Here is a 23,619-nt window from a genome sequence, read left to right as displayed (position 1 = left end):
CGCGGTTCGTTGTCTGCGTGGGCGTGCCGCGAAGTGCAACGTGACTGCGCTGTCACAAGGGAGGCGTACACGGTGACCGTGGACGCGGCATGTCCGTCTCGCAGGTTATCCCCGAGGGACGTGGGTCCCTAAATCGCAGATCACACCAGAGCGGTGATACGGGTCACAGAATGTAGGGGCCACGGGGCGGTCCGTAGGGGTTGCGGAGCGGGGGTCCGTGCCTGTCACAGCAGGCGGGGACTGGGCTCCGGGCCCCTCACGACGCGCCCGGCAGCGAGGTGAGGGGCATTCGGGAGGTGGTGTGATATGAGCCTCAGTGACCCCCGGAGCACCCGTGCGGGTGGTCCCGGAGCTGCGGATTCCGTACCCCTGCTTCGGTCGGCGGGGCCCGGTCGGCGGGCCCGGTCGGCGGGCTTGGCCGATGGGCTCGGGCCCGTGGGGCCCGGTCGCCGGGCTTGGCCGATGGGCTCGGGTCCACGGGGGTCGGTCGGTGGGATCGGTCGGTGGCCACCGACGGTGGGCTCGGTCCGTGGGCTCCGTCGGCCGGCTCGGTGGGCCGGCTCGGGTCCGTGGGGCTCCGTCGGCCGGCTCGGGTCCGTGAGGCTCCGTCGGCGGGATCAGTCGGCGGCGGGTATCGGCAGCGGGCGCTTCTCCAGCGCGGCGGCCATGATCTCCGGGAACAGGTCGGGCGTGCAGGCGAAGGCGGGGACGCCGAGCGGGGCGAGCGCCGCCGCGTGGTCGCGGTCGTACGCGGGGGCGCCCTCGTCGGAGAGCGCGAGCAGCGCGACGAACTGGACGCCGGAGGCCTTCATCGCCGCAACCCGCTTCAGCATCTCGTCCCGGATGCCCCCCTCGTACAGGTCGCTGAGGAGGACGACCACGGTGTCGGCGGGCCGGGTGATCCTCGTCTGGCAGTAAGCGAGGGCGCGGTTGATGTCGGTGCCGCCGCCCAGCCGCGTGCCGAAGAGGACGTCGACCGGGTCGTCGAGCCGGTCGGTGAGGTCGACGACGGCCGTGTCGAAGACGACGAGCCGGGTGGCGATCGACCGCAGGGAGGCCAGCACCGCGCCGAAGACGGAGGCGTAGACGACGGAGGCAGCCATGGAGCCGGACTGGTCGACGCAGAGCACGACCTCCTTGCGCACCGCCCGGGACGAGCGCCCGTGGCCGACGAGCCGCTCCGGGACGACCGTGCCGTGCTCGGGCAGGTAGTTCTTGAGGTTCGCGCGGATCGTGCGGTCCCAGTCGATGTCCCGGTGCCGGGGGCGGCTGATCCGGGCCGAGCGGTCGAGGGCGCCGGTGAGCGTGGCCCGGGTGCGGGTGGCGAGACGCTTCTCCAGGTCGTCGACGACCTTCCGCACGACGGCCCGCGCGGTCTCCCTGGTGGTCTCCGGCATGACCTTGTCGAGGGAGAGCAGCGTGGCGACGAGGTGGACGTCGGGCTCGACGGCCTCCAGCATCTCCGGCTCCAGGAGAAGGGCGGCGAGGCCGAGGCGGTCGATCGCGTCGCGCTGCATGACCTGGACGACGGAGCCGGGGAAGTACGTGCGGATGTCGCCGAGCCAGCGGGCGACGGAGGGCGCGGAGGCGCCGAGCCCGCCCGAGCGGTCCCGGCCCTGTCCGTCGGCCCGCCGGGGCTCGCGGCCGTAGAGCTCGGCGAGGGCGCGGTCCATGGCGGCGTCGGTCCCGCTGAGCGAACGGCCGGTGCCGTCGGCGTCCCCGCCGCCGAGGACCAGCCGCCAGCGGCGCAGCCGCTCGTCGCCGGGGCACCCGGCGGTGCCGGCCTTGCCGGCGGTGCCACCCGCGGCGACCGTGCTGCCTGTGCCACCCCCGCCGGGGGTGCCGGCGGTGTCGGCCGCGCCAGTGATGCCGGCGGTGTCGCCCGTTCCGCCGGTGCCACCCCCGCCGACCGCGCCGCCGGTGCCGGCCGCGCCGGCCGCGCCTGAGCCTGGAGGCGCGTCGGCTCCGCCCGAGCCTGTGCGTACGCCTGTGCTCGTGCCTGCCTGCGCGGCGGTACTCGTGCCGGTACTCGTGCTCATGCGGCGGGCTCCGTTCCGAGGATGAGGTGGAGGACGGGGAGGACGCCGTCCGCGCGCTCCCGGTCGAGGGCGGAGGCGAAGCCGGGTACGCCGCCGGGCGCCGCGCGGCCCGCCCCCTCGGCTCTCGGGCCGCGCGCGACGAGCTCGCCGAGGGTGCGGCGGACGCCCGGCTCGTACCCGGAGAACGTGCGCCGCAGCAGCGGCAGGACGTCGGTGAACGCCGCCGCCGGTACGGAGGTGAGCCAGGCGTCGACGAGCCCGAGGAGCCGCTCGTCGTGGACGAGGAGCAGTCCGCCGCCGGAGGCGGCGCCGGCGAAGCCCTCGATCCAGCCGGCGGCGTCCTGTGGCGGGGCGCCGGCCGAGAGGGCGCGGCTCATGAGCGGCGCGGCCTCGGCCTCGTCGATCCGGCCCTCGTCGAGGAGGAGCCGGATGGCCCGGCCGCGCAGGACGCCGGGCACCCGGTCGTGACCGGCGAGGCGGTGCAGGACGCCCGTCCAGCGGTCGGCGGGGCGCGCGGGGTCCGGCAGCAGGGCGAGGGCCCGGTGGACCTCGTCGATCCGGTCGCGCATGGCGGTGGCAGCGTCGGCGTCTAGTCCGGCGCAGGCGGGCGGGAGGCCGACGCAGATCCGCTCGGCGAGCCCGGCGGCGACCTCGGCGAGGGCGGCCGTGCCGGTGCCGCGGACGTCTCCGTAGCGCAGGGAGCGGGCCAGCGCCGGGAGGGCCTGGGCGAGGTGGGTGACGTCGGTGTCGAGGGCGGCCCGGTCGGCGAGGGCCCGCATGACGACGGGCAGGGCGTCGGTGAGCCCGGCGAGGAGGCACTGCTCGGCGAGGGCGGTGATGTCGGCGAGCGCGGTCGTGGTCGCGGCCTTGGAGCCGGCCTTGGCGGTGGCGGCGGCCTCGACGGTGGTGCCCCAGACCCCGGCCTCGGCCACCTGGACGTGCAGCTCGGGCTCCCAGCCCAGCCGCCAGGTCTCCCGGAAGGTGCCGGTGCCGGACCGCCCCTGGGCCGGGGTGCCCCAGTCGACGCCGAGCAGCCGCAGCCGGTGCAGCAGCCGGCTGCGGGCGCCGTCCATGTCCTTGCGGAGGTCGAGGTCGAGCTCGCGCTGCTGCGCCTCGGGCTTGAGCCGCAGGGAGCGCTGGAGCCGGCTCAGGTCGCGCTGGAGGGGGACGGCGGGGGCGCCGGCCGGGACCTCGCCGAGGACGTCGCCGACGACGAGGCGGTCGCGGACGAGGCCGAGCGGCACGTCGGAGCCCTCGCACAGGACGGCGCGGACGGCGTCCGTCGTCTCGTCGAGTCCGGGCAGCGGGCGGCCGCGCAGCGCGGCGAGGGTCTCGGCGAGCCGGACGGCCTCGATGACGTGGGCGGTGGAGACGTGGTGGTCCTCGGCCCTGAGGAGTCCGGCGACCTTGGCCATCCAGCGCTCGACGGGCCGGTCGGGGGCGGTGAAGAGGTGTCCGTACCAGCCGGGCGCCTCGATGCCCGCGCCGTAGCCGGAGCGGCGGGCGAGCCTGCGGTGGGTCCAGGGGACCCAGGTGAGCTCGGTCTTCACCTTGGGCAGGCCCCTGAGGAGGGCGCGGTCGGCGGCGACGGTGGTCTTCCGGGCGAGGGCGGGAACGTGCCAGGCGCCGCAGACGACGGCGACCTCGTCGCCGAACTCCTTGCGGGCGGCGCGCAGCTGGAGCCGCATGTACGCCTCGCGGACGAGGTCGCGGGGGTGGCCGCCGTGTCCGTATGCCTCGCGCAGGGCTCCCATGGCCTCGGCGAGGGCCTCGAACGGGGCGGTCGGGTCGTCGTCGCCGCGCAGTTCGACGACGTCCTCCCACCACTGCTCGGCGTCCTCGTACCCGGCGGCCCTGGCGAGTTCGGCGAGGGGATCGATCCGGAGGCTCAGCCCGTCGGCGCCCCACCCGCCGCCCCCGCCTTCCCTGCCCCTCCCTCTGTCGCCGCCCCGGCCGCCCTCGCCGTCCCCGCTGCTCTCGACGTCCCCGCTGCCCTGGGCCTCCCGGCCGCCCTCCACGTCCCCGCCGCGGTCGAACTCCTCGCTGTCGTCCCAGGTGGGGTCGGCGGCGGCGAGGGTGTGGGCGGCGGGCAGGTCGACGAAGCGGACGGCGGCGCCCCGGTCGAGGGCCCAGCGGATCGCGACCCACTCGGGCGAGAACTCGGCCATCGGCCAGAACGCGGCCCGCCCGGGGTCGTCCACGGCGTGGGCCAGCAGGGCGACGGGGGGCCGCATGGACTCGTCGGCGGCGAGGGCGACGAGGGCGTCGGCCTCGGCGGGTCCCTCCACCAGGACGACGGCCGGCTTCTCCGCCTCCAGCGCGGCCCGCACGGCGCGGGCGGAGCCGGGTCCGTGGTGCCGGACCCCGAGGAGCAGGGGCCGTCCGCGCCGTCCGCCGCCGGCCGGGACCGCGCTCCGGCCGGTCCCGGGGAGGCCCGTTCCGGAGAGGCCGGGCGCCGGGGCCGTGGCGGCGGAGGTCATGCGCTCACCTCGCGGCAGGCGCGGTAGAAGTCCTTCCAGCCGTCTCTCTCCCGGACCACGGTCTCCAGGTACTCCTGCCAGACGACCCGGTCGGCCGCCGGGTCCCGGACGACGGCGCCGAGGATGCCGGCGGCGATGTCCCCGGGGCGCAGGACTCCGTCGCCGAAGTGGGCGGCGAGCGCGAGGCCGCCGGTGACGACGGAGATGGCCTCGGCCGTGGAGAGCGTCCCCGAGGGGGACTTGACCTTCGTCCGCCCGTCGGTGGTGACGCCGTCCCGCAGCTCACGGAAGACGGTGACGACACGGCGGATCTCGGCGGCCCCGGCCGGCACGGCGGGCAGGTCGAGGGAGCGTCCGATCTGGTCGACGCGCCGGGCGACGATCTCGACCTCGGCGTCGGGCGTCGCGGGAAGCGGCAGGACGACGGTGTTGAAGCGGCGGCGCAGCGCGCTGGAGAGTTCGTTGACGCCCCGGTCGCGGTCGTTGGCCGTGGCGATGAGGTTGAAGCCGGGGACGGCCTGCACCTCCTCGCCGAGCTCCGGGACGGGCAGGGTCTTCTCGGACAGGATCGTGATGAGGCTGTCCTGCACGTCGGCGGGGATGCGGGTGAGCTCCTCGACCCGGGCGGTCGCGCCCCGCGACATCGCCCGCATCACCGGGCTCGGCACGAGCGCGTCGCGGCTGGGGCCGTCGGCGAGGAGACGGGCGTAGTTCCAGCCGTACCGCACGGCCTCCTCGGGCGTGCCCGCGGTGCCCTGGACGAGCAGGGTGGAGTCGCCGCTGACGGCGGCGGCCAGGTGCTCGGAGACCCAGGTCTTCGCGGTGCCGGGCACGCCGAGCAGCAGGAGCGCCCGGTCGGTGGCGAGCGTGGTGACGGCGACCTCGACGATGCGGCGCGGTCCGACGTACTTGGGTGTGATCACCGTCCCGTCGGGGAGCGTGCCGCCGAGGAGATAGGTGGCGACGGCCCAGGGCGAGAGACGCCAGCGGGCGGGGCGCGGCCGGTCGTCGGCGGCGGCGAGTGCGGTGAGTTCGTCGGCGAAGGCGTGCTCGGCGTGCGGCCTCAGGGCCTCGGCGGTGGCTGGAGCGGCGGTCTCCGCGGTGGCCGCGGTGGTGACCTCGGCGGCCTCGGGCAGGCCCGGTCCGGTGTCCGTCTCGACACCGGAACCGGGCTGCGCGACAGTTTCGGGCACGGTCATGGATCCCCCTCCAGATCGCTCGACCTGTTGTGCGATCCACCGTGCACCATCCCACTGACAATCGGCTTCCACCGCTGGTCAGGGGCGTTGTGAGGGGCGGGAGGTGAGGGTGGGTCAGCCCACGGCGGGGGAGACGGCGACGCAGCCGCCGGCCATCGCCTGCTCGGCCTCGGCCTCCTTGATGACCTTGCCCTGGTAGATGACCTTGCAGGTGAGGCCGGCCGGGTCGAGCGCCACCGGCATGACGGCCGGCGGCATGATGCCGTGCAGCTTCACGGTCTTCTTCCACGGCAGGGTCGGCTTCTTCACCGACTCGACCTTCGGCGCCATCGCGGTGCCGTCGCCGGCGTGGTACTCGATCGACTCGACACCCTTGCCGCTGACCTCGTAGGTGACCTCGTAGGGCTCGGTGACGTTCTTGTCGACCTGGTCGACGGCCTTCTCGGCCGCCTCCGAGCAGGCGCCGAGGCCGAGGGCGAGCCCTGCGACGACGAGGGCCGAGACGGCGGTACGGGTGGTGCGCTTCATGACGGGGGTCCCCCTGGACGGGTGGTGCTGTGCTGGTCTTTCGGTCCCGCGCAGAGAACCTTAAAGGGAGGGTAAAGTCAAATCGCGTTTCCCGAGGTCGGAGGCGTTGTCAGTGGCGGCGGTTACGGTCGACGACATGAATGCCATGGGGGTGCGCAGGACGGCTGGACAGGTGCTGGCACTGGCTCCTGACGAGGCCTCACGCAGAGCGGGGAGCGCGCTGGGCACGGCCGGATCGTGGTCGGGCACGGGCAGCGGCGAGGGGATCGCCTGGGGGCTGTGCGGCGGCAGCGGCGGCAGCGGCGGCAGCGGCGGCAGCGGCGGCAGCGGCGGCAGCGGCGGCAGCGGCGGCCGGGTGTACGAGACGGCCGTCGACCTCACGGGGCCCGCGTACCGGTGCGGTTGCCCCAGCCGGAAGCTCCCCTGCAAGCACGCGCTGGGACTGCTGCTGCTCCAGGCGTCCGACGCCTCGGCGCTCGCGGACGGCACCCCGCCCGAGTGGGTGACGCGTTGGCTCGACGAGCGGCGCGCGGGAGACTCCGGAAGCACGGCCCGGCCGGCCGACACCGACGCCTCCGGGGCCGGTGGCTCCGGCACCGAAGGCTCCGGGACCGGCCCTTCCGAGGCCCACAGCTCAGCGGCCGGTACCTCGAAGACCGTGACCGATCCCGAGGCCGCGCGCCGCAGGGCCGAGCGCAGGGCGGCCCGGATCACCGCGGGAGCGCAGGAGTTGGAGCAGCGGCTCGCCGACCTGCTCCGCGGCGGCCTGGCCTCGGCGGAGCGGAGCGGGTACGGCCTCTGGGAGGAGACCGCGGCCCGCATGGTCGACGCCCAGGCGCCGGGGCTCGCGGGCCGGGTCCGGGAGCTGGGCGCCATACCGGGCTCGGGTCCCGGCTGGCCCGTGCGCCTCCTGGAGGAGTGCGCGCTGACCCATCTCCTCGACCGCGCCTGGCTCGCCGCGGACCGGCTGCCCGCCGAGTTCGCCACGACCGTGCGCGCCCGGGTCGGCCTCACGATCCCCGCCGACGGCGTCCCGGTGCGCGACCACTGGCTCGTCCTCGCGCAGTACGACACGGCCGACGCCCGGCTGACGACCCGGCGCGTCTGGCTGCACGGGGCCACGACCGGACGGACGGCGTTCCTCCTCTCCTTCGGCGCGGCCGGCCGGGCCCCCGGCCTCGCCCTCCCCGTGGGCGCGCTGCTCGACGGTGAGCTGACGCCGCACACGGGCGCCGCCCGGCTGCGCGCGGAGCCGGGCGAGCACTTCGTCCCGGTCGACGCCCCCGTCTCCCCGCCGCCGGGCGGGCCGGTGGGCGCGGCCCTCGACGCGTACGGGCGGGCGCTGAGCGAGGACCCGTGGCTGGAGTCCTGGCCCGTGACGCTGCGCCAGGTCGTCCCGACGCGTGCGGAGTACGGCTGGCAGCTCGCCGACGCGGACGGCCGCGAGGCCCTGCCGCTGACACCCGCCGCGCAGAACCGGCCCGGTCTCTGGCGCCTCGTCGCCCTCTCGGGGGGCGCTCCCCTGACGGTCTTCGGCGAGTGCGGCCACCGGGGCTTCACCCCGCTCGCGGCCTGGTCGGCGGAGGCCCCGGCCGAGACGGTCCCCCTCATATGACGGCCCGCCACCTCGCCCGACCGCACGGAGGACCCCGATGAACACGCGCGAGATCCCCCCTGCCCCGCACTCCCCGTACTCCCCCGCGTCCGACAGCGGCACCGACGACAGCGCGCGGGTCTGGGAGGAGCTCGTCACCTCCGCACTCCTCGGCACGGACCGACGGCCGCCGACCGTCCTCACGAGCACGACGGCCGCGGGCACGAGCCGCCCGAGCACGGGCGGCGCGAGCACGACAGGCGCGGGCACAGGCGCGAGCGGCGGGGGGACTGCGGGGGCGGCGGGGGCGCTGCTCGACGCCGCCGCGCTGCACACCGTGCGGCGCAGGGCGGGGCTGCGCCCCGGGCCCGCCGCCCCGCCCCTCGCACCCTCGCCGGAGGACCCGCGCCGGCCGCTGCCCGAGGCGGCCCGGAGCCGGCTCGACCAGCTCCTCGCAGGGCGGGCCGCGCCGTCGCCCGCCGCCGGGAGGCGGGGATCCGCCCCCGACCTCGCCGAGCTGCTGCCCCAGTGGCTGACCCTCGCCAACGAGCGCGGGTACAAGGCGCCGCCCGCCGCCCTGCCCGCCCTGCTCGACGCGGCAAGGGCCCGCACCGACCTGCGGCCCCAGGCCCTCCGGCTCGCCGGGCCGCGCGGCCTGTGGCTGGCCGGCCTGAACCCCGAGTGGCGGTTCGCCCTGCGGGGCAGGGGCGCGGCCGGCCGGCTCCCGTCGCCGGGGGACACCGAGGGCGTCAGGGCCCTGTGGGACGAGGGCCTGTTCGCCGAGCGGGTCGCGCTGCTCGCCGCCGTACGGGCCGAGGACGCGGCGGCCGGTCTGGCCCTCCTGGCGGCCACGTGGGCCACCGAGCGGGCCGAGGACCGGCTGATGTTCCTGGACTCGCTGCGGACCGGGCTCTCCGACGCGGACGAGGAGTTCCTGGAGGCCGCCCTCGCCGACCGCAGCCGCAACGTCCGCGCGACCGCCGCCGAACTCCTCGCCGCCCTGCCCGCCTCGGCGTTCGCGGGACGCATGGCCGGCCGGGCCGCCACCTGCGTCGGCCTCGACCGGACGGCGGAGTCACCCGTGATCGTCGTCGAGGCCCCGCACGAGTGCGACGCGGCGATGGAACGGGACGGCGTCGTGGCGACCCCGCCGGCGGGGCGGGGCGCGCGTTCCTGGTGGCTGGGCCAGCTCGTCGAGGCCGCTCCCCTCGCCTGCTGGGTCACCCGGTTCGGCGGACGGACCCCGGAGGAGATCGTGGCGTTGCCGGTCGCCGACGACTGGCAGGCCGAACTGCACGCCGCCTGGTGCCGGGCGGCCGTGCGGCAGCGGGACGCGTCCTGGTCGCGCGCACTGCTCGGCGCCCCCGCCGTACCGCCCGCGACGGGCCCCGGGACCTCCTCGCTGGCCGAGCGGGCGCAGCTCCTGGCGACGCTCCCGGCGGACGAGCGCGCGCACTGGGTCGCCGCCTTCGTCGCCGCCCACGGCCTGTCGGAGGCCTTCCAGCTGCTCGGCGTCTGCGCCGTGCCCTGGGCCGCGCCGCTGGGCGCCGCCGTGATCGACGCGCTCGACATCGCCCGGGACGCGGGCAGCTACCCGTGGAGCTTCAGCGGGGTGATGGGCCTCGCCGAGCGCTGCCTCGCCCCGGAGGCGGCCCGGCACCTGGACTCCCTGACCGCCCTGCCCGAGGAGGAGGACGACGACATCACGCCCGGCGCGGGCGGCTACTGGTCCGAGGCCTTCCAGCGCCTGGTCGCCACCCTCCGGCTGCGCGCGGCGATACGCGCCGAACTCGACGACGCTCCCCCGCCCGCCGAGGCCTCCGCCTGACGGAGCGGCGCACGGCGAAGGGCCCTCCCACGCACGGTTTCCCGCGAAGGGCACGCACGGCGAAGGGCCCTCCCGACACGGCGAAGGGCCCTCCCGAAAGGAAGGGCCCCGGCGAGCGAGGCACCCGAAGGTGCACGTACGTACGAGGGGTCAGGCCGCCACGCGGACGTTCGCGTTCACCCATTCGACGATGGACGCGGTCGTCGCGCCCGGCGTGAAGATCGCCGCCACGCCCTTCTCCTTGAGCGGCGCGATGTCCGCGTCCGGGATGATGCCGCCGCCGAAGACCTTGATGTCCTCCGCGTCGCGGTCCTTCAGGAGCTCCAGGACCTTCACGAACAGCGTGTTGTGCGCGCCCGAGAGGATCGAGAGGCCGATCGCGTCGGCGTCCTCCTGGATCGCGGTGTCGACGATCTGCTCGGGCGTCTGGTGCAGACCGGTGTAGATGACCTCCATACCGGCGTCGCGCAGGGCCCGCGCGATCACCTTGGCCCCTCGGTCATGGCCGTCGAGGCCCGGCTTGGCGACCACCACGCGGATCGGACCGGTCACACCCATCACTGCCTCCACATGCGACCCCCGCGCTTCATTGCCGGGGCGGTGAACGAACGTTATCTCCAGCATCCCGCAAGCGGCCGTTTCGCGGTGGCGAGGGAGGGGGAAATCACACGTGGGACATGTTCGCTCTGCGCCGTTCCCCGCTTAGGGCCCTCCTCACGGGCCCACCAGCCGCAAGCGGGGCCCGGTCGCAAGGGAGCCGCGAGGAGGTCGCCGTACCTCCGTGCCGCCGTCCGTGCGGCGCGGGGGTACGGCGTCGCTCCGTACCGTCCGGCCCCGCATGCCGCACGGGAGGTCGGCGATGGAGCTCTCCAAGGTCACCGCCCTCATGAAGGCCACCGCCCTGGAGCTCGCGATCCTCACCGGACATCTCGTCCTGTACCCCTCCGGGATCGCCGCCGAGCGCCTCTCCCCCGCTCCCACCGCCACCGGCCCCGACGCCACGATCGCCCCGGGCGCGCGCCCGGTCGTCCTGCTGCACGGCTTCGTCGACAACCGCTCGGTCTTCGTCCTGCTGCGCCGCGCCCTCGCCCGGCACGGCCGTGACTGTGTCGAGTCGCTCAACTACTCCCCGCTCACCTGCGATCTGCGCGGGGCCGCCGAGCTGCTCGGGCGGCGGGTGGAGGAGATCCGCGCCCGCACGGGACACGCCGAGGTCGACATCGTCGGGCACAGCTTGGGCGGACTCGTCGCCCGTTACTACGTACAGCGCCTGGGCGGCGACACGCGGGTGCGCACGCTGGTCATGCTCGGCACCCCGCACTCCGGCACCACCGTGGCGGCCAGGCTCGCTGACGCGCATCCGCTGGTCCGGCAGATGCGGCCCGGTTCGGAGGTCCTGCGGGAGCTGGCGGGCCCGGCCCCCGGCTGCCGTACGCGGTTCGTGAGCTTCTGGAGCGACCTGGACCAGGTGATGGTGCCGGTCGAGACCGCGCGCCTCGACCACCCCGACCTGCTCGTGCACAACGTACGGGTCAGCGGCATCGGCCATCTCGCGCTGCCCGTCCACCCGACGGTGGCCGCCGGGGTGCTCGGCGCCCTGGACGCCGGCGGACCGGTGGCCCGGGGCGCTCACGAAGGGGAGCCGGGGGCCGCCTCCGTCGCCTGACGTCCACTCGCCACGCCGTGTTCTTCGAACGTTCCTCGAACACAAGGCCAAAGCTCTCCCCGCGAGCTGGCGAAACACGGCCGATTGCCCGTTTCCTGCGGGGCCGAACCCCTCCGAAGATTGTCGGTTGCGCATACCGCCGGGTACAGTCGCGCCACTGCTTCCCCCGGGACACCCCTCATCGGGACCGGCCCCGGGATGGTCCTGCTGCCGAGGCGAGAGAGACGTTGGTGAACGACCAGCACCCCCACGCCGGGTACGTCGGAGACGACGCCCTCACCACAGGCAGCTTCGCCGTCGACCCGCTGTTCGGCGCCTATCCCGCGGGTCAGACCGACCACAGCGGACAGTGGGATTTCGGCCAGTACGGGATGACCGGTCAGTACGACACCACCGGACAGCAGCAGCAGTACGACACGACGGGCCAGTACGACACCACCGGCCAGTGGGACACCACGGGTCAGTGGGACACGACGGGCCAGTGGCAGGCCACCGACCAGTACGGCAGCGCCGCCACGCACACCTCCTACGACACGGCCGGGCAGCAGTACGACGCCACCGGCCAGTGGGACGCCTCCGCCTGGACCGACGCCCAGCAGACCGGCCAGTACGAGACCGTCCACGCCGCGTACGCCGCCCAGGGCGCCGGGGGCACCTCCCACGGCGCGGGCTACGGCGGCTACGAGGCGTACGACGCCACCGGCCAGTGGGCCGCCCCCGCCTTCGCGACCGAGACCGGCGCCTACGACGCGACCGCCTGGAACCAGGTGGCCGCCGAGGCCGAGCCGGTCGTCCCCCAGCAGTACACCCCGCAGCCGGAGCACACCGCCGAGTTCGCCTTCGACTACGCCGCCGAGCACGGGGCGGAGGCGGCCACCGAGTACGCCTACACCGACGGCCTCGTGGACGTCCTCGACGACACCGCCGACACGACCGACGCCGCGGCCGAGCCCCTGGACGAGTTCGCCACCGTACTCTCGGACGAATTCACCGCCCCCGCGGACGAGTTCACCGACGAGCCCGCCGACGACGGGCCGGCCCCCGAGCCCTACGTCGAGCTCCGCACGGAGACCACGCCCGCGGGCCGCCCCGTGCGCCGCGGCTCCGGCAGCAGCCGAGGCCGCCGCCGTACGCCCGCGAAACGGTCCGCCCTGCTGACCGTCGCCGTCCCCTCCGCCTGCGTCATGGGTGTCGCCGGCATCGCCGCCGCCTCCGTCAGCGGGCTCACCAACCCCACCGACGAGGGCGCCAAGAAGGACACCACCGCCCTCGCCGCGGCCGACCCCGCCTCCGTCAAGCAGGTCGCCGCCAACAGCGCGCTGGACACCCAGCTCGCCGCGCTCAGCGAGGACGCCCGCGACTTCGGCGACCGCGCGAGCCGCACCCAGGAGCGCATCGACCTCCGCATCCGTCAGGAAGCCGAGAAGAAGAAGCGCGAGGAGGAAGCGGCCCGCAAGGAGGCCCTGCGCCCCAAGTACATGCTGCCGGTGGAGCTCCACCGGCTCAGCGCACGCTTCGGCCAGTCCGGCGTCAACTGGATGTCCGTGCACACCGGCATCGACTTCCCCGTGCAGACCGGCACCCCCGTGATGGCCGCGACGGACGGCACCGTCCGCACCCAGATCAACAGCGCCTACGGCAACATGGTGATCGTGACCGCCCCGGACGGCACCGAGACCTGGTACTGCCACCTCAGCAGCGCCAAGATCCGCTACGGCTCGGTCAAGGCCGGCGACGTCATCGCGTACTCCGGCGACACCGGCAACTCCACCGGCCCCCACCTCCACTTCGAGGTCCGGCCCGGCGGCGGCTACGCCATCGACCCGCTGGCCTGGCTGCGCAGCCACGGGCTCGACCCGACCAGCTGACGCACACCACACCCCACGCACCTGTGCGAGAGGGCCCCGGCCGAAGCCGGGGCCCTCTCGCGTGCGCGGGCGCCGGGCGCCCCTACAGCTTCTCGACCGGCGCGTACCGCAGGAGCAGCCGCTTCGGCTTCTCGTCGCCGAAGTCGATCGTCGCCTGGGCGTCCGCGCCGACCCCGGTCACCGCGGTGACCGTGCCCAGACCGAACTGGTCGTGCGTGACGCGGTCGCCGATCCGGAGCGTGATCACCGGCTTCTCGCCGGCGCGCCGGGTGGCGAAGCCCGAGGGGCCGGACCGCGAGCGGGAGGAGGAGAGCGAGGAGGTGATGCCCGAGGTCGGCCCGGCGGGCTTCGCCATCGGACCGGTCCGCTTCCACTCCAGGTACGTGGGCGGGATCTCCTCCAGGAACCGCGAGGCCGGGTTGTACGAGGGCTGGCCCCAGGCGCTGCGCATCGACGAGCGCGTGAGGTAGAGCCGCTCGCGGGCGCGCGTGATGCCGACGTACGCGAGGCGCCGCTCCTCCTCCAGCTCCTTCGCCTGGCCGAGGGCGCGCATGTGCGGGAACACGCCGTCCTCCATGCCGGTGAGGAACACGACGGGGAATTCGAGGCCCTTGGCGGTGTGCAGCGTCATCAGCGTGATCACGCCCCGGCCCTCCTCGTCCTCGTCCGGGATCTGGTCGGAGTCGGCGACGAGGGCGACCTTCTCCAGGAACTCGGCGAGGGTCGCGGGCTCCTCGCCGCGCTCCTGCTCGAACTCGAGGGCGACGGCCGCGAGTTCCTGGAGATTCTCGATGCGGGTCTCGTCCTGCGGGTCGGTCGAGGCCTGGAGCTCGGCCAGGTAGCCCGTGCGCTCCAGGACGGCCTCCAGGACGACGGCGGGGCCGGCGCCGGACTCGACGACGGTGCGCAGCTCGTCCATCAGCGCGTTGAACCGCTTCACCGCGTTCGCGGAGCGCGCGGCCATGCCGTACGCCTCGTCGACCCGCTTGAGGGCCTGCGGGAAGGTGATCCGCTCGCGCAGGGAGAGGGCGTCGATCATCGCCTCGGCGCGCTCGCCGATGCCCCGCTTCGGGACGTTGAGGATGCGGCGCAGCGGGACGTTGTCCTCGGGGTTGGCGAGGACCCGGAGGTACGCGAGGACGTCCCGGACCTCCTTGCGCTCGTAGAAGCGGACGCCGCCGACGACCTTGTAGGGCAGTCCGACGCGGATGAAGATCTCTTCGAAGACACGGGACTGGGCGTTGGTCCGGTAGAAGACGGCGACGTCGCCCGCCTTGACCTCGCCGGTGTCGTTGAGCCGGTCGATCTCGTCGGCGACGAACTGGGCCTCGTCGTGCTCGGTGTCCGCGACGTACCCGGTGATCTGCGCGCCCGCGCCCGCGTTGGTCCAGAGGTTCTTGGGGCGGCGGGACTCGTTGCGCTCGATGACGGCGTTGGCGGCGGAGAGGATCGTCTGCGTGGAGCGGTAGTTCTGCTCCAGGAGGATCGTCGTCGCGTCCGGGTAGTCCTCCTCGAACTGGAGGATGTTGCGGATGGTCGCGCCGCGGAAGGCGTAGATCGACTGGTCGGCGTCGCCGACGACGCAGAGCTCGGCGGGGCCGAGGTCCTCGTAGCCGGTGCCGACGAGCTCCCGTACGAGGGTGTACTGGGCGTGGTTGGTGTCCTGGTACTCGTCGACGAGGACGTGCCGGAAGCGGCGACGGTAGTGCTCGGCGACGTCGGGGAACGCCTGGAGCAGGTGGACCGTCGTCATGATGATGTCGTCGAAGTCCAGGGCGTTGGCCTCGCGCAGCCGCGCCTGGTACATCCGGTAGGCCTCGGCGAGCGTCTTCTCGAAGCCGTCGGCCGCCTGGTCGGCGAAGGACTCCTCGTCGATCAGCTCGTTCTTGAGGTTCGAGATCTTGGCGCTGAAGGACTTCGGCGGGAACTTCTTGGGGTCGAGGTCCAGGTCGCGGCAGACCAGGGACATCAGGCGCTTGGAGTCGGCGGCGTCGTAGATCGAGAAGGAGGAGGTGAAGCCGAGCCTCTTCGACTCGCGGCGCAGGATGCGCACGCACGCGCTGTGGAAGGTCATGACCCACATGGCGTTGGCGCGCGGGCCGACGAGCTGCTCGACGCGCTCCTTCATCTCGCCGGCGGCCTTGTTGGTGAAGGTGATCGCCAGTATCTGGCCGGGGTGGACGTGCCGCGTGCCCAGGAGGTGGGCGATGCGGTGGGTCAGCACCCGGGTCTTGCCGGAGCCGGCTCCGGCGACGATGAGCAGCGGGGTGTCGGTGTGGACGACGGCCGCGCGCTGCTGTTCGTTCAGCCCTTCCAGGAGCGCGGCGGGGTCGACGACGGGGCGCGCGGCGCCGTCGCGGTAGTACGCGTCCCTGGGCGGGGGCGCGTCGAAGTGCTCCCCGAAGAGGTCGTGCGGGACCTCCTCCGGGGCCGGGGCGCCGTGCTCGTGGTCCTCGGGCGGGGGCGGGGCCTCCCCCGAGGAGTGGTTCTGGAGGCCGGCCAGGAAGCTGTCGTCAAAGAGGCTGCTCATCGCCTCACGAGTCTAGGACGCCCCACCGACATCCGGGCCCGCCTTCGGGAGCCGCCTTCGTCACCCGGCTGCGGAACCGGTCACACCACGGGGTCCGGGGCCCTGGTCCTACGGGTCCGGGGCCTTGGTCCTACGGGTCCGGGGCCTTGGTCCTACGGGTCCGGGGCCTTGGTCCTCCTGGTCCGGGGCTCAGGTCCAGAGGGTGGCGATGAAGATGTTCGCGGTGGTCAGGGCGCCGACGGCGGCGAAGAGGCCCTTGTCGACCTTCTCCTCGTCGCGCTTGACGTAGACCAGGCCGAGGATGACGACCAGCACGGCCAGCTTGATTCCGATCTTGATGTTGTTCACGGTCTGGTCGTCGGCCTGGTTGAGGCCGACGAGCGCGACGCCCGTGATCAGCATGACCAGCGCGCCGTGCAGCATCGCGGGGGTGAAGCGGGCCGTACCGGCGCCCATCGCCTTCATCTGGGTGAGGAATCCGCCCAGCAGGGAGGCGATACCGATGATGTGCAGGGCGACGAAGACATTGATGAGTACGTCCATGGGCGGAGCCTAACCGGGGCCCTAGCACCGTCCTCCGGCCGGGTCCACTCCCTCCGGCGCTTCGGTCGGTCGTCTGCCGCAATGTCCCCCGACCCGTCACCCCGGACGAACGACTTCGGTCCGTGTCCGTCACCTCTCGCCAATAGCGGTCAACTCACTGCCCGGGCGTGACCGCGAGGTTTAGCGTCTTCCAGCAGGTGGCCGGCTCCCACCACCGCCGGTCGCCCGGCGGCTGCCGGTCATCCCCGCCAGGAAAACCCGGCGGCGGTCCGTCTCCCCTGTGCGGTCCGCCGTCGGCCCTGCGGGCACCGTCCCCCCGCAGGGAAGAGGATGTGACCCGCCCTCGTGGCATCGCACCGAAAACCCAGGCCGTCCCCGCTCGGTGGGCCGGCGGTCCGCACCGCCGCCACCCTCGCCCTCGCCTCCGCGGCGACCGCCACGCTCTTCGAGGGTTCCGGGCACGCGGACCCCCGGCTCACCACCGCCCAGGTCAAGGCGAAGGTCGACCGGCTCCACCAGGAGGCCGAGGTCGCGACGGAGAAGTACAACGGGGCGAAGGAGCGGGCCGACGCCTCCCGCGCGGCCTTCGACCGGCTGCGCGACGAGGCCGCCCGCAGGGCCGAGCGGCTCAACACCGCCCGGGACGGGCTCGGGTCCATGGCCACCGCGCAGTACCGCTCGGGCGGTCTCGACCCCGCCGTCCAGCTCGCCCTCACCTCCGAGCCCGACGAGTACCTGGAGCGGGCCGCGCTCGCGGAGAAGGCCGCGGACCGGCAGGCCGTGGCCGTCAGCGCCGTGCGCCGCGAGCTCGGCGCGCTCCGGCAGCTGCGCGCCGAGTCCGCGGGACGGCTGACCGAGCTGCGCGGGCACGAGGAGGAGCTGCGTCGGCAGAAGGCCGTCGTCCTCGACAAGCTGGGGGCGGCCAGGACCCTGCTGGCCCGGCTGACCGCGGAGGAGCGCGCCCGGTACGACGCCGCCGTCGCGGCCCGGGACGGCGCCCGCGCCCCGGGCGGCAGCGCCACGAGCGGCGGTGCGGGCACGACGGCCGGCACGGCCACGGCCTCCGGGGGAGACGCCGGCTCGGCCGCGACGCGCGCCGACCGCTCCTCGGGCGGCGTCCGCGGCCCCGTGACCGCCCCGAACACCCGGGCCGCCGAGGCCATCTCCTTCGCCCGCGCGCAGCTCGGCAAGCCCTACGTCTGGGGGGCGACGGGCCCGTCCGCGTACGACTGCTCGGGCCTCACCCAGGCCGCCTGGCGCGCCGCCGGTGTCTCCCTGCCCCGCACGACGTACACGCAGATCAACGCCGGACAGCGCGTCTCCCGCTCCCAGCTCGCCCCCGGTGACCTGGTCTTCTTCTACTCCGGGATCAGCCACGTCGGGCTCTACATCGGCGGTGGCCAGATGATCCACGCCCCCCGCCCCGGCGCCCCGGTGCGGGTCGCCCCGATCGACGAGATGCCCTTCGCCGGAGCGAGCCGGGTCGGCTGACCGAACGCCGACCCGACCGGACCCGACCCGAGTGAGCCCCTGGGGGCTCAGACCAGGCGGCGGGCGGTGGCCCAGCGGGTCAGCTCGTGGCGGTTGGAGAGCTGGAGCTTCCGCAGCACCGCCGAGACGTGCGACTCGACCGTCTTCACCGAGATGTAGAGCTGCTTGGCGATCTCCTTGTACGCGTATCCGCGGGCGATCAGCCGCAGCACCTCCCGCTCCCGCTGGGTCAGCCGGTCCATGTCCTCGTCCACCGGCGGCGCGTCCGTCGAGGCGAAGGCGTCCAGGACGAACCCGGCGAGCCGGGGGGAGAAGACGGCGTCGCCCTCCTGGACCCGGAAGATCGAGTCGACCAGGTCGGTACCGGTGATCGTCTTCGTGACGTAGCCCCGGGCACCGCCCCGGATGACCCCGATGACGTCCTCGGCCGCGTCCGACACGGACAGCGCCAGGAAGCGCACCGGGTCCTCGGCGGCCGCCATCAGGCTCGCGCAGCGGCGCAGCACCTCGACACCGCCGCCGCCCGGCAGGTGCACGTCGAGGAGGACGACCTCGGGCCGGGTCGCGGTGATGACCGTGACCGCCTGGTCGACGTCGGCGGCCTCGCCGACCACCTCGACCCCGGTGACCTCGGTCCGGCCGATCTCCGCCTGCACGCCCGTACGGAACATCCGGTGGTCGTCGACGAGCACGACCCGCACCCGGCGCTCCGTGCCCGGTGCCCCCGCCTCGGTTCCGGCCGCTGCCCCGGTCTCGTCGCTCATCCGTCCGCCCTCTCCATCTCAAGCTCCACTTCGGTGCCCCCGCCCGGCACGGACCTCAGCCGGGCCGAGCCGCCGTTGCGCTGCATACGACCGATGATCGATTCTCGTACGCCCATCCGGTCCTCGGGCACCGCGTCCAGGTCGAAGCCCGGACCGCGGTCCCGCACCGAGACGAAGACCATGCGGCCCTCCACCTCGGCGAAAACCTGCACCGCCCCACCCTCGCCACCGTACTTGGCGGCGTTCACCATCGCCTCGCGCGCGGCCTGCATCTGCGCGGTCAGTTTCTCGTCGAGCGGGCAGTCGCCGACGACGACCACCTCCAGCGGCACCCCGTGCTTGTCCTCGACCTCGGCCGCGGCCTTCTTCACCGCCTCCGCGAGGGTCGCGGGCTCCTCCTCGTCCCGGCCGGTGCCCTCGGGCTTGTAGAGCCAGTTCCGCAACTCCCGCTCCTGGGCGCGGGCGAGGCGGCGCACCTCCCCCGGCTCGTCGGCGTTGCGCTGGATCAGCGTGAGGGTGTGGAGCACCGAGTCGTGGACGTGGGCCGCGACCTCGGCGCGCTCCTGGGCGCGGATGCGCATGGTCCGCTCCTCCGTGAGGTCCTGCGACATCCGGACCAGCCAGGGGCCCGCCAGGAGCGCTATGCCGGTGAGCACCGCGACCGCGGCGGTGAGGGCCGTCCCCAACTGGGCTATCGAGCCGCGGACCACCAGGAAGACCGCGAGTCCCGCACCGACGAGGGCGACACCGACGAGCCCGCGGACGAGCTGGAGGGTGCGCCTGCGCCGACCGGACTCGGTCCAGCTGGCCCGGCGGGCGTTGTCCGCCTGCCGCCAGACGAGGACGACGCCGACCGCTATGAGCAGGAGCGGCCATATGTACCGCCCGGACTCGTTGTCGACGTTGACCTTCCCGATGAGGGCCGTGCCGCCGATCACGAGCGCGATCAGGGCGAAGACCTGGCCCCTGTCGGGCTTGCGCAGCCGGCGACGGCCGTCCGGGGTGACCTCGAAGACGGGACGGGGGGCGGCCCGGCCGCCCACGCCGAGCGGGACGACTATCCAGAAGACCGCGTAGAGGAGGACGCCGAGGCCCTCCGTGAAGAACAGCGCCACGAACAGCGCGCGCACCCAGACGACCGGCAGGCCGAGGTGGCCGGCGAGGCCGCGCGCGACACCGCCGAGCCACCGCCCGTCGGCGCTCCGGTAGAGCCTGCGCACGGGTGGTTCGTCGGTCTCGATGACACGAGCGGCTGCGGACATGCACCGATCGTCACACGTCCGGCCCGCCCGGGACATCAGGGTCGGCCCTGAGATCGCCCCTGGTACCGCCTCAGGGGCGGCACCCCTCCGAATATCAGGGTCGGGCCAGGGTCGGTCCCGGTGCCGCGAGGGGTCACGGGCCGTCACCATGGACGCATGACGAGTTCGAAGTCCCACGAGGCCCCGCCGCCGGCGGAGGCCGATGCCTCCCTGCCTCTGCAGCGCTCGCGGAGCGGCAAGGTCGTCGGCGGGGTCTGCGCCGGCCTCGGCCGGCACTTCGACCTCGACCCGGTGATCTTCCGGATCACGATCGGCGTGCTGTCGGTGACGGGTGGCGTCGGTCTGATCTTCTACGGCTTCGCATGGCTGCTCGTCCCGCTCGCGGGCGAGGACGAGCACGAGGGACGCAGGCTCCTGACCGGCCGGGTCAGCGGGGCCACCCTGGCCGCCATATTCATGGCGCTGACCGGCTGCGGGATCTTGCTGACGACGCTGCGCAGCGGTTCGATGCTGGGCTTCACGGTGCTGCTGTCGCTCGCGGTGTGCGGCGCGGCGGTCTGGTCGCGGCGCCGGACGGTCGGCGGCGAGAGGAAGACGGAAGGCCGGCCGGAGACCGGGACCGCGCACGTGGTCCCGGAGGCGCCGCCCGAGACCAAGGCCCCGCCCAGGATCGAGTACCACTCCTGGTGGAAGGACCCGATCGTGAAGGACGGCTCGACGGGCAGGGTGACCTTCCACTACCTCTGGGGACCGCACGGGATCGTCGACGCGGACGGCAAGGTCGACGGCGTCATACCGAAGCCCGGGAGCCAGTGGGGGCCCGACCCCTCCCGGCCGGCGCCCTCGGTCCGGCGGAGCCCGCTCTCCATCGCCGGCCTCATCCATCTGCTCGCGATTCTCGCGGCCGTCCTCGGCACCGCCCTCACCTGGGAGACCGAGTCGCTGGGCACGAGCCTGCAGACGGGTCTGGTCGCCGCCCTCGCCGTGTTCGGCCTGGGCCTCGTCGTCAGTTCCTTCCTCGGCCGCACCGGATTCGGAACGATCTTCAACACCGTGATCACGGCCTGTCTGCTCGCCGGGGCGGTCGCCCTGCCCGACCGAATCACCACGGACTGGGTCCGCGAGACGTGGAAGCCGGCCTCCGTCGCCGCGGTGCAGCCCTCGTACGAGCTGGGCACCGGCGTGGGTCTGCTCGACCTGTCGGCGCTCCCGCTCCCGGCGGGCGCGACCGTCACCACCCGCGCGGAGGTGGGTGCCGGACAGCTCAAGGTGGTCGTCCCCAAGGACGCCGTGGTGAAGGTCCACGCCGAGGTCGGGCTCGGCGATCTTCAGCTGCCCGGACAGGCCGCGGAGGACATCGACATCTCCCCGGACCAGGAGGAGACCCACACGATCGCCCCGCCGGCCGGGACCGCCCCGGCGGGCACGCTGGACCTCTCGCTGGAGGTCGGCATCGGACAGGTGGAGGTCACCCGTGCTGCTTCATGAGTTCCGCCCCGGCCGGCTGATCGTCGGCCTCGCCGCCCTCACCCTGGCCGCGGTCTACGCCGGCGACCTCGCCGGGGCCTGGACGACCCCGTGGTACGCGGTGGTCCCGGTGCTCTGCGCCGGTCTGGGCACAGCCGGCCTCGCGGGCTGGACGAGCTACGAGATACGTCGCCGCCGGTCGGCCAGGAACCGGTCCACCGAGAGCACGGACGCCCCGGCCAGCAGCAGCGGGAGCCAGGACATCAGATAGGCGAGGTCGTTGCCCAGGTAGTACGGGTTCACCTGCCAGCTCACGGTCAGCCAGAGGCTCAGGGAGATCAGCGCGCCGCCGAGCGCCGCCACGCGCGCGTAGAGGCCGAGCAGGGTCCCGATCCCGACGGCGAGCTCTCCGAACGCGATGGCGTACCCGAAGCCCGCGGGGTTCTTGAGGGCGAGGTCGACGAGGGCGGGGATCGCCGAGCTGTCCCGCACGGCGCGCATCGTCTCGCCGATGGAGCCGCTGCCGTCGGCGGCGAAGAAGGCGGAGTCGGTGAGCTTGTCGAAGGCCGCGTAGACGAACGTGATCCCGAGGAAGAGCCGCAGCGGGAGGAGGGCGTACCGGGAGGCGACGGCCTTCCACCGGTCGAAGGTGGCCTGCCATCGGGCGTAGCCGGCCCGTCGACCCGTCGTGTCGTTCGTCCGGTCCGCTCGTCCCGTCATCGCCGGTCACCTCTCCACGCCCCGTACGACTGTTCGCGGAACGATTCTCCCCGGACTCGCGCCGCGGGGATACGTGGAGGGGGCCGGACGCCAGGGCCTGTCTTTGGGATCATGCCGGGCTCGCGGGGCCCGGCACGCACGCTCGCCGCGTTGTCGTCGGTCGCCGACATCCCCCGCAGCCCTTCGGGCGCGGGGGTTCCCCCACCGCGTCGACTCCCTCCTCCGCCTTGCGATCGCACGCACCAGACGCCGTCGGGCCCGCCCTTCGGGCGGCCGGCGCTACTTTCGCAACACGCCCTAGTCGACGACGTCGATCGTGACCCGATTGGTCTCGACACCGGCGGCCGTCACGACCGAGACCTCCACCCGGCCCGGTTCCACGTCCGCGGGGAGGGGGACGGTCAGGCTCGCGTCCGTCGGGTTGGCGAAGCCGCCCGGGACCGGGACCAGGGGGACGTGGGCGTGTACGGGGCCGATGCGCACGACCAGCCGGGTCAGCGGGTCGGGGGCGGCGGCGCCCGGCGGGACGAAGCCGCAGCCCCGGATCTCGATGTCGTCGCCCGTGCGGATGGGGGCGTCGAGGTCGCCCGCCTCCCGGGAGCGGACGACGGAGTGGATCGTGGGCCGGACGCCCTCGGTGCACTTCGCGGCGAGGTGCCAGGCCGCCGAGACGGCGAGGAGCAGCACGAGCGACCAGGGCACCTCGGGGAGCCGGCCGGGGTCGCGGGCGAGGCCGACGGCCGTCAGGGCCAGGACGGCGCAGGAGACGAGGAGGTACTGGACGTCGGTGAGGCTGGCCCGGCCGCTGTCGTCGCAGAGCAGGTCGGCGGCGCGCGGACGGTCGGCGCGGACCTTCTGGAGGCGGCGGGACGCGATCCGGGCGGAGACGACGACGCGGGCGGTGACGGTGACCGCCGACACGAGGGTGAAGGCGGTGAGGAGGCCGGCGCCCCGGGACAGGACGAAGGCCGCCGGGCCCGGCGCGAGGAACGCCAGGAAGAGGAGGGTGTAGCCGAGGAGGAGGAGCCAGGCCGCGGCGACGGCACGGGTGGTGGAGAGCCGGTTGTCCTCGCCGATCAGGGGGGCGAGGAGGCCGCCGCGCGTCCGGTGCGTGTGCGCGGCGGCGCTGAGCAGGACGGCGAGGAGGAGGGCGGTGCACAGGCCGGCCGTGCGGGGAGCGGTCCAGCCGCTTCCGATCGCGGTGAGGGCCTGGCCGAGGAGGAGGGCGACCACGGCGCCCCAGACGGCGCCGATGCCCCCGCTGCGGACCCGGTCGAGCCAGGCCGTCCCGGCCTCGCGGTCGCGTACGGCGACGGCGCGGGCGGACTGCGCCAGTTCGTCGGAGACCCACTGGCGGGCGGCGACCGGCGAGTGGGCGACGGCCGCGGGGACGCCGTGCCCGGCGGCCAGCTCGTCCCGCCGGGCGAGGAAGGCGGCTACCGCGCGCCGGTGGCCGACCTTCCCGCAGTGGGCGCAGCCGGCGCAGGCCGTCGTGTGTCCGCCGTACTGTCTCGCCTCTTGAACCGCCACGGTGCTCACTTCCCGAGCTCACTTCACGACCTGTTCCGCTGTGTCCCGGTGCGCTCCGATGCGTGCCGAACAGTCAACCAGCCGTTGATTCCACGGAATTGTGTCGTATC

Annotated in this window: 17 protein-coding genes; 6 read left to right on the top strand and 11 right to left on the bottom strand. The window is 74.2% G+C overall.

Annotated elements, in window-relative coordinates; genetic code table 11:
* Positions 1–617: 617 nt before the first annotated feature.
* From ACF08F_RS24490 to ACF08F_RS24475, 4 genes are all read right to left on the bottom strand, one after another.
* Entirely contained in the window at positions 618–2,039 is a 1,422-nt protein-coding gene (locus ACF08F_RS24490) for a VWA domain-containing protein (protein WP_392300680.1), read from the bottom strand.
* Positions 2,036–4,519 carry a DUF5682 family protein gene (locus ACF08F_RS24485; RefSeq protein ID WP_392300679.1) on the bottom strand — a complete coding sequence of 828 codons (2,484 nt, stop codon included), beginning with the start codon at positions 4,517–4,519 and terminating at the stop codon, positions 2,036–2,038. The genes ACF08F_RS24490 and ACF08F_RS24485 overlap by 4 nt, the downstream gene beginning before the upstream one ends.
* Positions 4,516–5,718 (bottom strand): AAA family ATPase, encoded by a 1,203-nt coding sequence (locus ACF08F_RS24480; RefSeq protein WP_392300678.1) that lies wholly within the window; start codon positions 5,716–5,718, stop codon positions 4,516–4,518. The genes ACF08F_RS24485 and ACF08F_RS24480 overlap by 4 nt, the downstream gene beginning before the upstream one ends.
* Before the next feature lie 114 nt (positions 5,719–5,832).
* Positions 5,833–6,246 (bottom strand): MmpS family transport accessory protein, encoded by a 414-nt coding sequence (locus ACF08F_RS24475; RefSeq protein ID WP_392300677.1) that lies wholly within the window; start codon positions 6,244–6,246, stop codon positions 5,833–5,835.
* A 136-nt stretch (positions 6,247–6,382) separates the two neighbouring features.
* Here ACF08F_RS24475 and ACF08F_RS24470 point away from each other — a divergent pair, with 136 nt between their 5' ends.
* Together ACF08F_RS24470 and ACF08F_RS24465 are read left to right on the top strand one after the other, a co-directional pair.
* Positions 6,383–7,861: an SWIM zinc finger family protein gene (locus ACF08F_RS24470; protein WP_392300676.1), complete on the top strand. Its 1,479-nt coding sequence runs from the start codon at positions 6,383–6,385 to the stop codon at positions 7,859–7,861.
* 37 nt (positions 7,862–7,898) lie between these two features.
* Positions 7,899–9,668 carry a DUF5691 domain-containing protein gene (locus ACF08F_RS24465; protein ID WP_392300675.1) on the top strand — a complete coding sequence of 590 codons (1,770 nt, stop codon included), beginning with the start codon at positions 7,899–7,901 and terminating at the stop codon, positions 9,666–9,668.
* 150 nt (positions 9,669–9,818) lie between these two features.
* On the opposite strand, the gene ACF08F_RS24460 is transcribed toward ACF08F_RS24465, so the two are convergent.
* Positions 9,819–10,226: a cobalamin B12-binding domain-containing protein gene (locus tag ACF08F_RS24460; protein WP_141295510.1), complete on the bottom strand. Its 408-nt coding sequence runs from the start codon at positions 10,224–10,226 to the stop codon at positions 9,819–9,821.
* Positions 10,227–10,527: 301 nt separating this feature from the next.
* On the opposite strand from ACF08F_RS24460, the gene ACF08F_RS24455 reads away from it, so the two are divergent.
* On the top strand, positions 10,528–11,334 hold the full coding sequence (locus ACF08F_RS24455; RefSeq protein WP_392300674.1) for an esterase/lipase family protein: 807 nt from the start codon (positions 10,528–10,530) through the stop codon (positions 11,332–11,334).
* A gap of 227 nt (positions 11,335–11,561) precedes the next feature.
* Positions 11,562–13,202, top strand: coding sequence for a M23 family metallopeptidase (locus ACF08F_RS24450; RefSeq protein WP_392300673.1), 1,641 nt, complete (start codon positions 11,562–11,564; stop codon positions 13,200–13,202).
* 82 nt (positions 13,203–13,284) lie between these two features.
* Here the strand turns inward: ACF08F_RS24450 and pcrA are convergent, their stop codons facing one another.
* Positions 13,285–15,732, bottom strand: a complete 2,448-nt coding sequence (pcrA, locus tag ACF08F_RS24445; RefSeq protein ID WP_392300672.1) for a DNA helicase PcrA — start codon at positions 15,730–15,732, stop codon at positions 13,285–13,287.
* A 189-nt stretch (positions 15,733–15,921) separates the two neighbouring features.
* Positions 15,922–16,275, bottom strand: coding sequence for a hypothetical protein (locus tag ACF08F_RS24440; protein WP_358474865.1), 354 nt, complete (start codon positions 16,273–16,275; stop codon positions 15,922–15,924).
* 345 nt (positions 16,276–16,620) lie between these two features.
* Between ACF08F_RS24440 and ACF08F_RS24435 the strand changes: the two genes are divergently transcribed.
* Positions 16,621–17,766 (top strand): NlpC/P60 family protein, encoded by a 1,146-nt coding sequence (locus tag ACF08F_RS24435; RefSeq protein ID WP_392300671.1) that lies wholly within the window; start codon positions 16,621–16,623, stop codon positions 17,764–17,766.
* A 47-nt stretch (positions 17,767–17,813) separates the two neighbouring features.
* On the opposite strand, the gene ACF08F_RS24430 is transcribed toward ACF08F_RS24435, so the two are convergent.
* Both ACF08F_RS24430 and ACF08F_RS24425 read right to left on the bottom strand, forming a co-directional pair.
* Complete coding sequence (locus ACF08F_RS24430) at positions 17,814–18,530, bottom strand: LuxR C-terminal-related transcriptional regulator (protein ID WP_392300670.1); 717 nt, start codon at positions 18,528–18,530, stop codon at positions 17,814–17,816.
* The gene (locus ACF08F_RS24425) at positions 18,527–19,792 is read right to left on the bottom strand and encodes a PspC domain-containing protein (RefSeq protein ID WP_392300669.1); all 1,266 of its coding nucleotides are present in this window, start codon (positions 19,790–19,792) and stop codon (positions 18,527–18,529) included. The genes ACF08F_RS24430 and ACF08F_RS24425 overlap by 4 nt, the downstream gene beginning before the upstream one ends.
* A 156-nt stretch (positions 19,793–19,948) precedes the next feature.
* Here ACF08F_RS24425 and ACF08F_RS24420 point away from each other — a divergent pair, with 156 nt between their 5' ends.
* Complete coding sequence (locus tag ACF08F_RS24420) at positions 19,949–21,280, top strand: PspC domain-containing protein (protein WP_392300668.1); 1,332 nt, start codon at positions 19,949–19,951, stop codon at positions 21,278–21,280.
* A 156-nt stretch (positions 21,281–21,436) separates the two neighbouring features.
* Here the strand turns inward: ACF08F_RS24420 and ACF08F_RS24415 are convergent, their stop codons facing one another.
* Positions 21,437–21,979 (bottom strand): DoxX family protein, encoded by a 543-nt coding sequence (locus tag ACF08F_RS24415; RefSeq protein ID WP_392300667.1) that lies wholly within the window; start codon positions 21,977–21,979, stop codon positions 21,437–21,439.
* 297 nt (positions 21,980–22,276) lie between these two features.
* A complete protein-coding gene (locus ACF08F_RS24410; protein WP_392300666.1) occupies positions 22,277–23,509 on the bottom strand; it encodes a hypothetical protein in 1,233 nt (410 codons plus the stop codon).
* Between the last annotated feature and the right edge of the window lie 110 nt (positions 23,510–23,619).

The organism is Streptomyces sp. NPDC015130 (assembly GCF_043080005.1).
In the GTDB taxonomy this organism is placed as follows: Bacteria; Actinomycetota; Actinomycetes; order Streptomycetales; family Streptomycetaceae; genus Streptomyces.
This window is presented reverse-complemented; position numbering and strand designations above follow the sequence as displayed.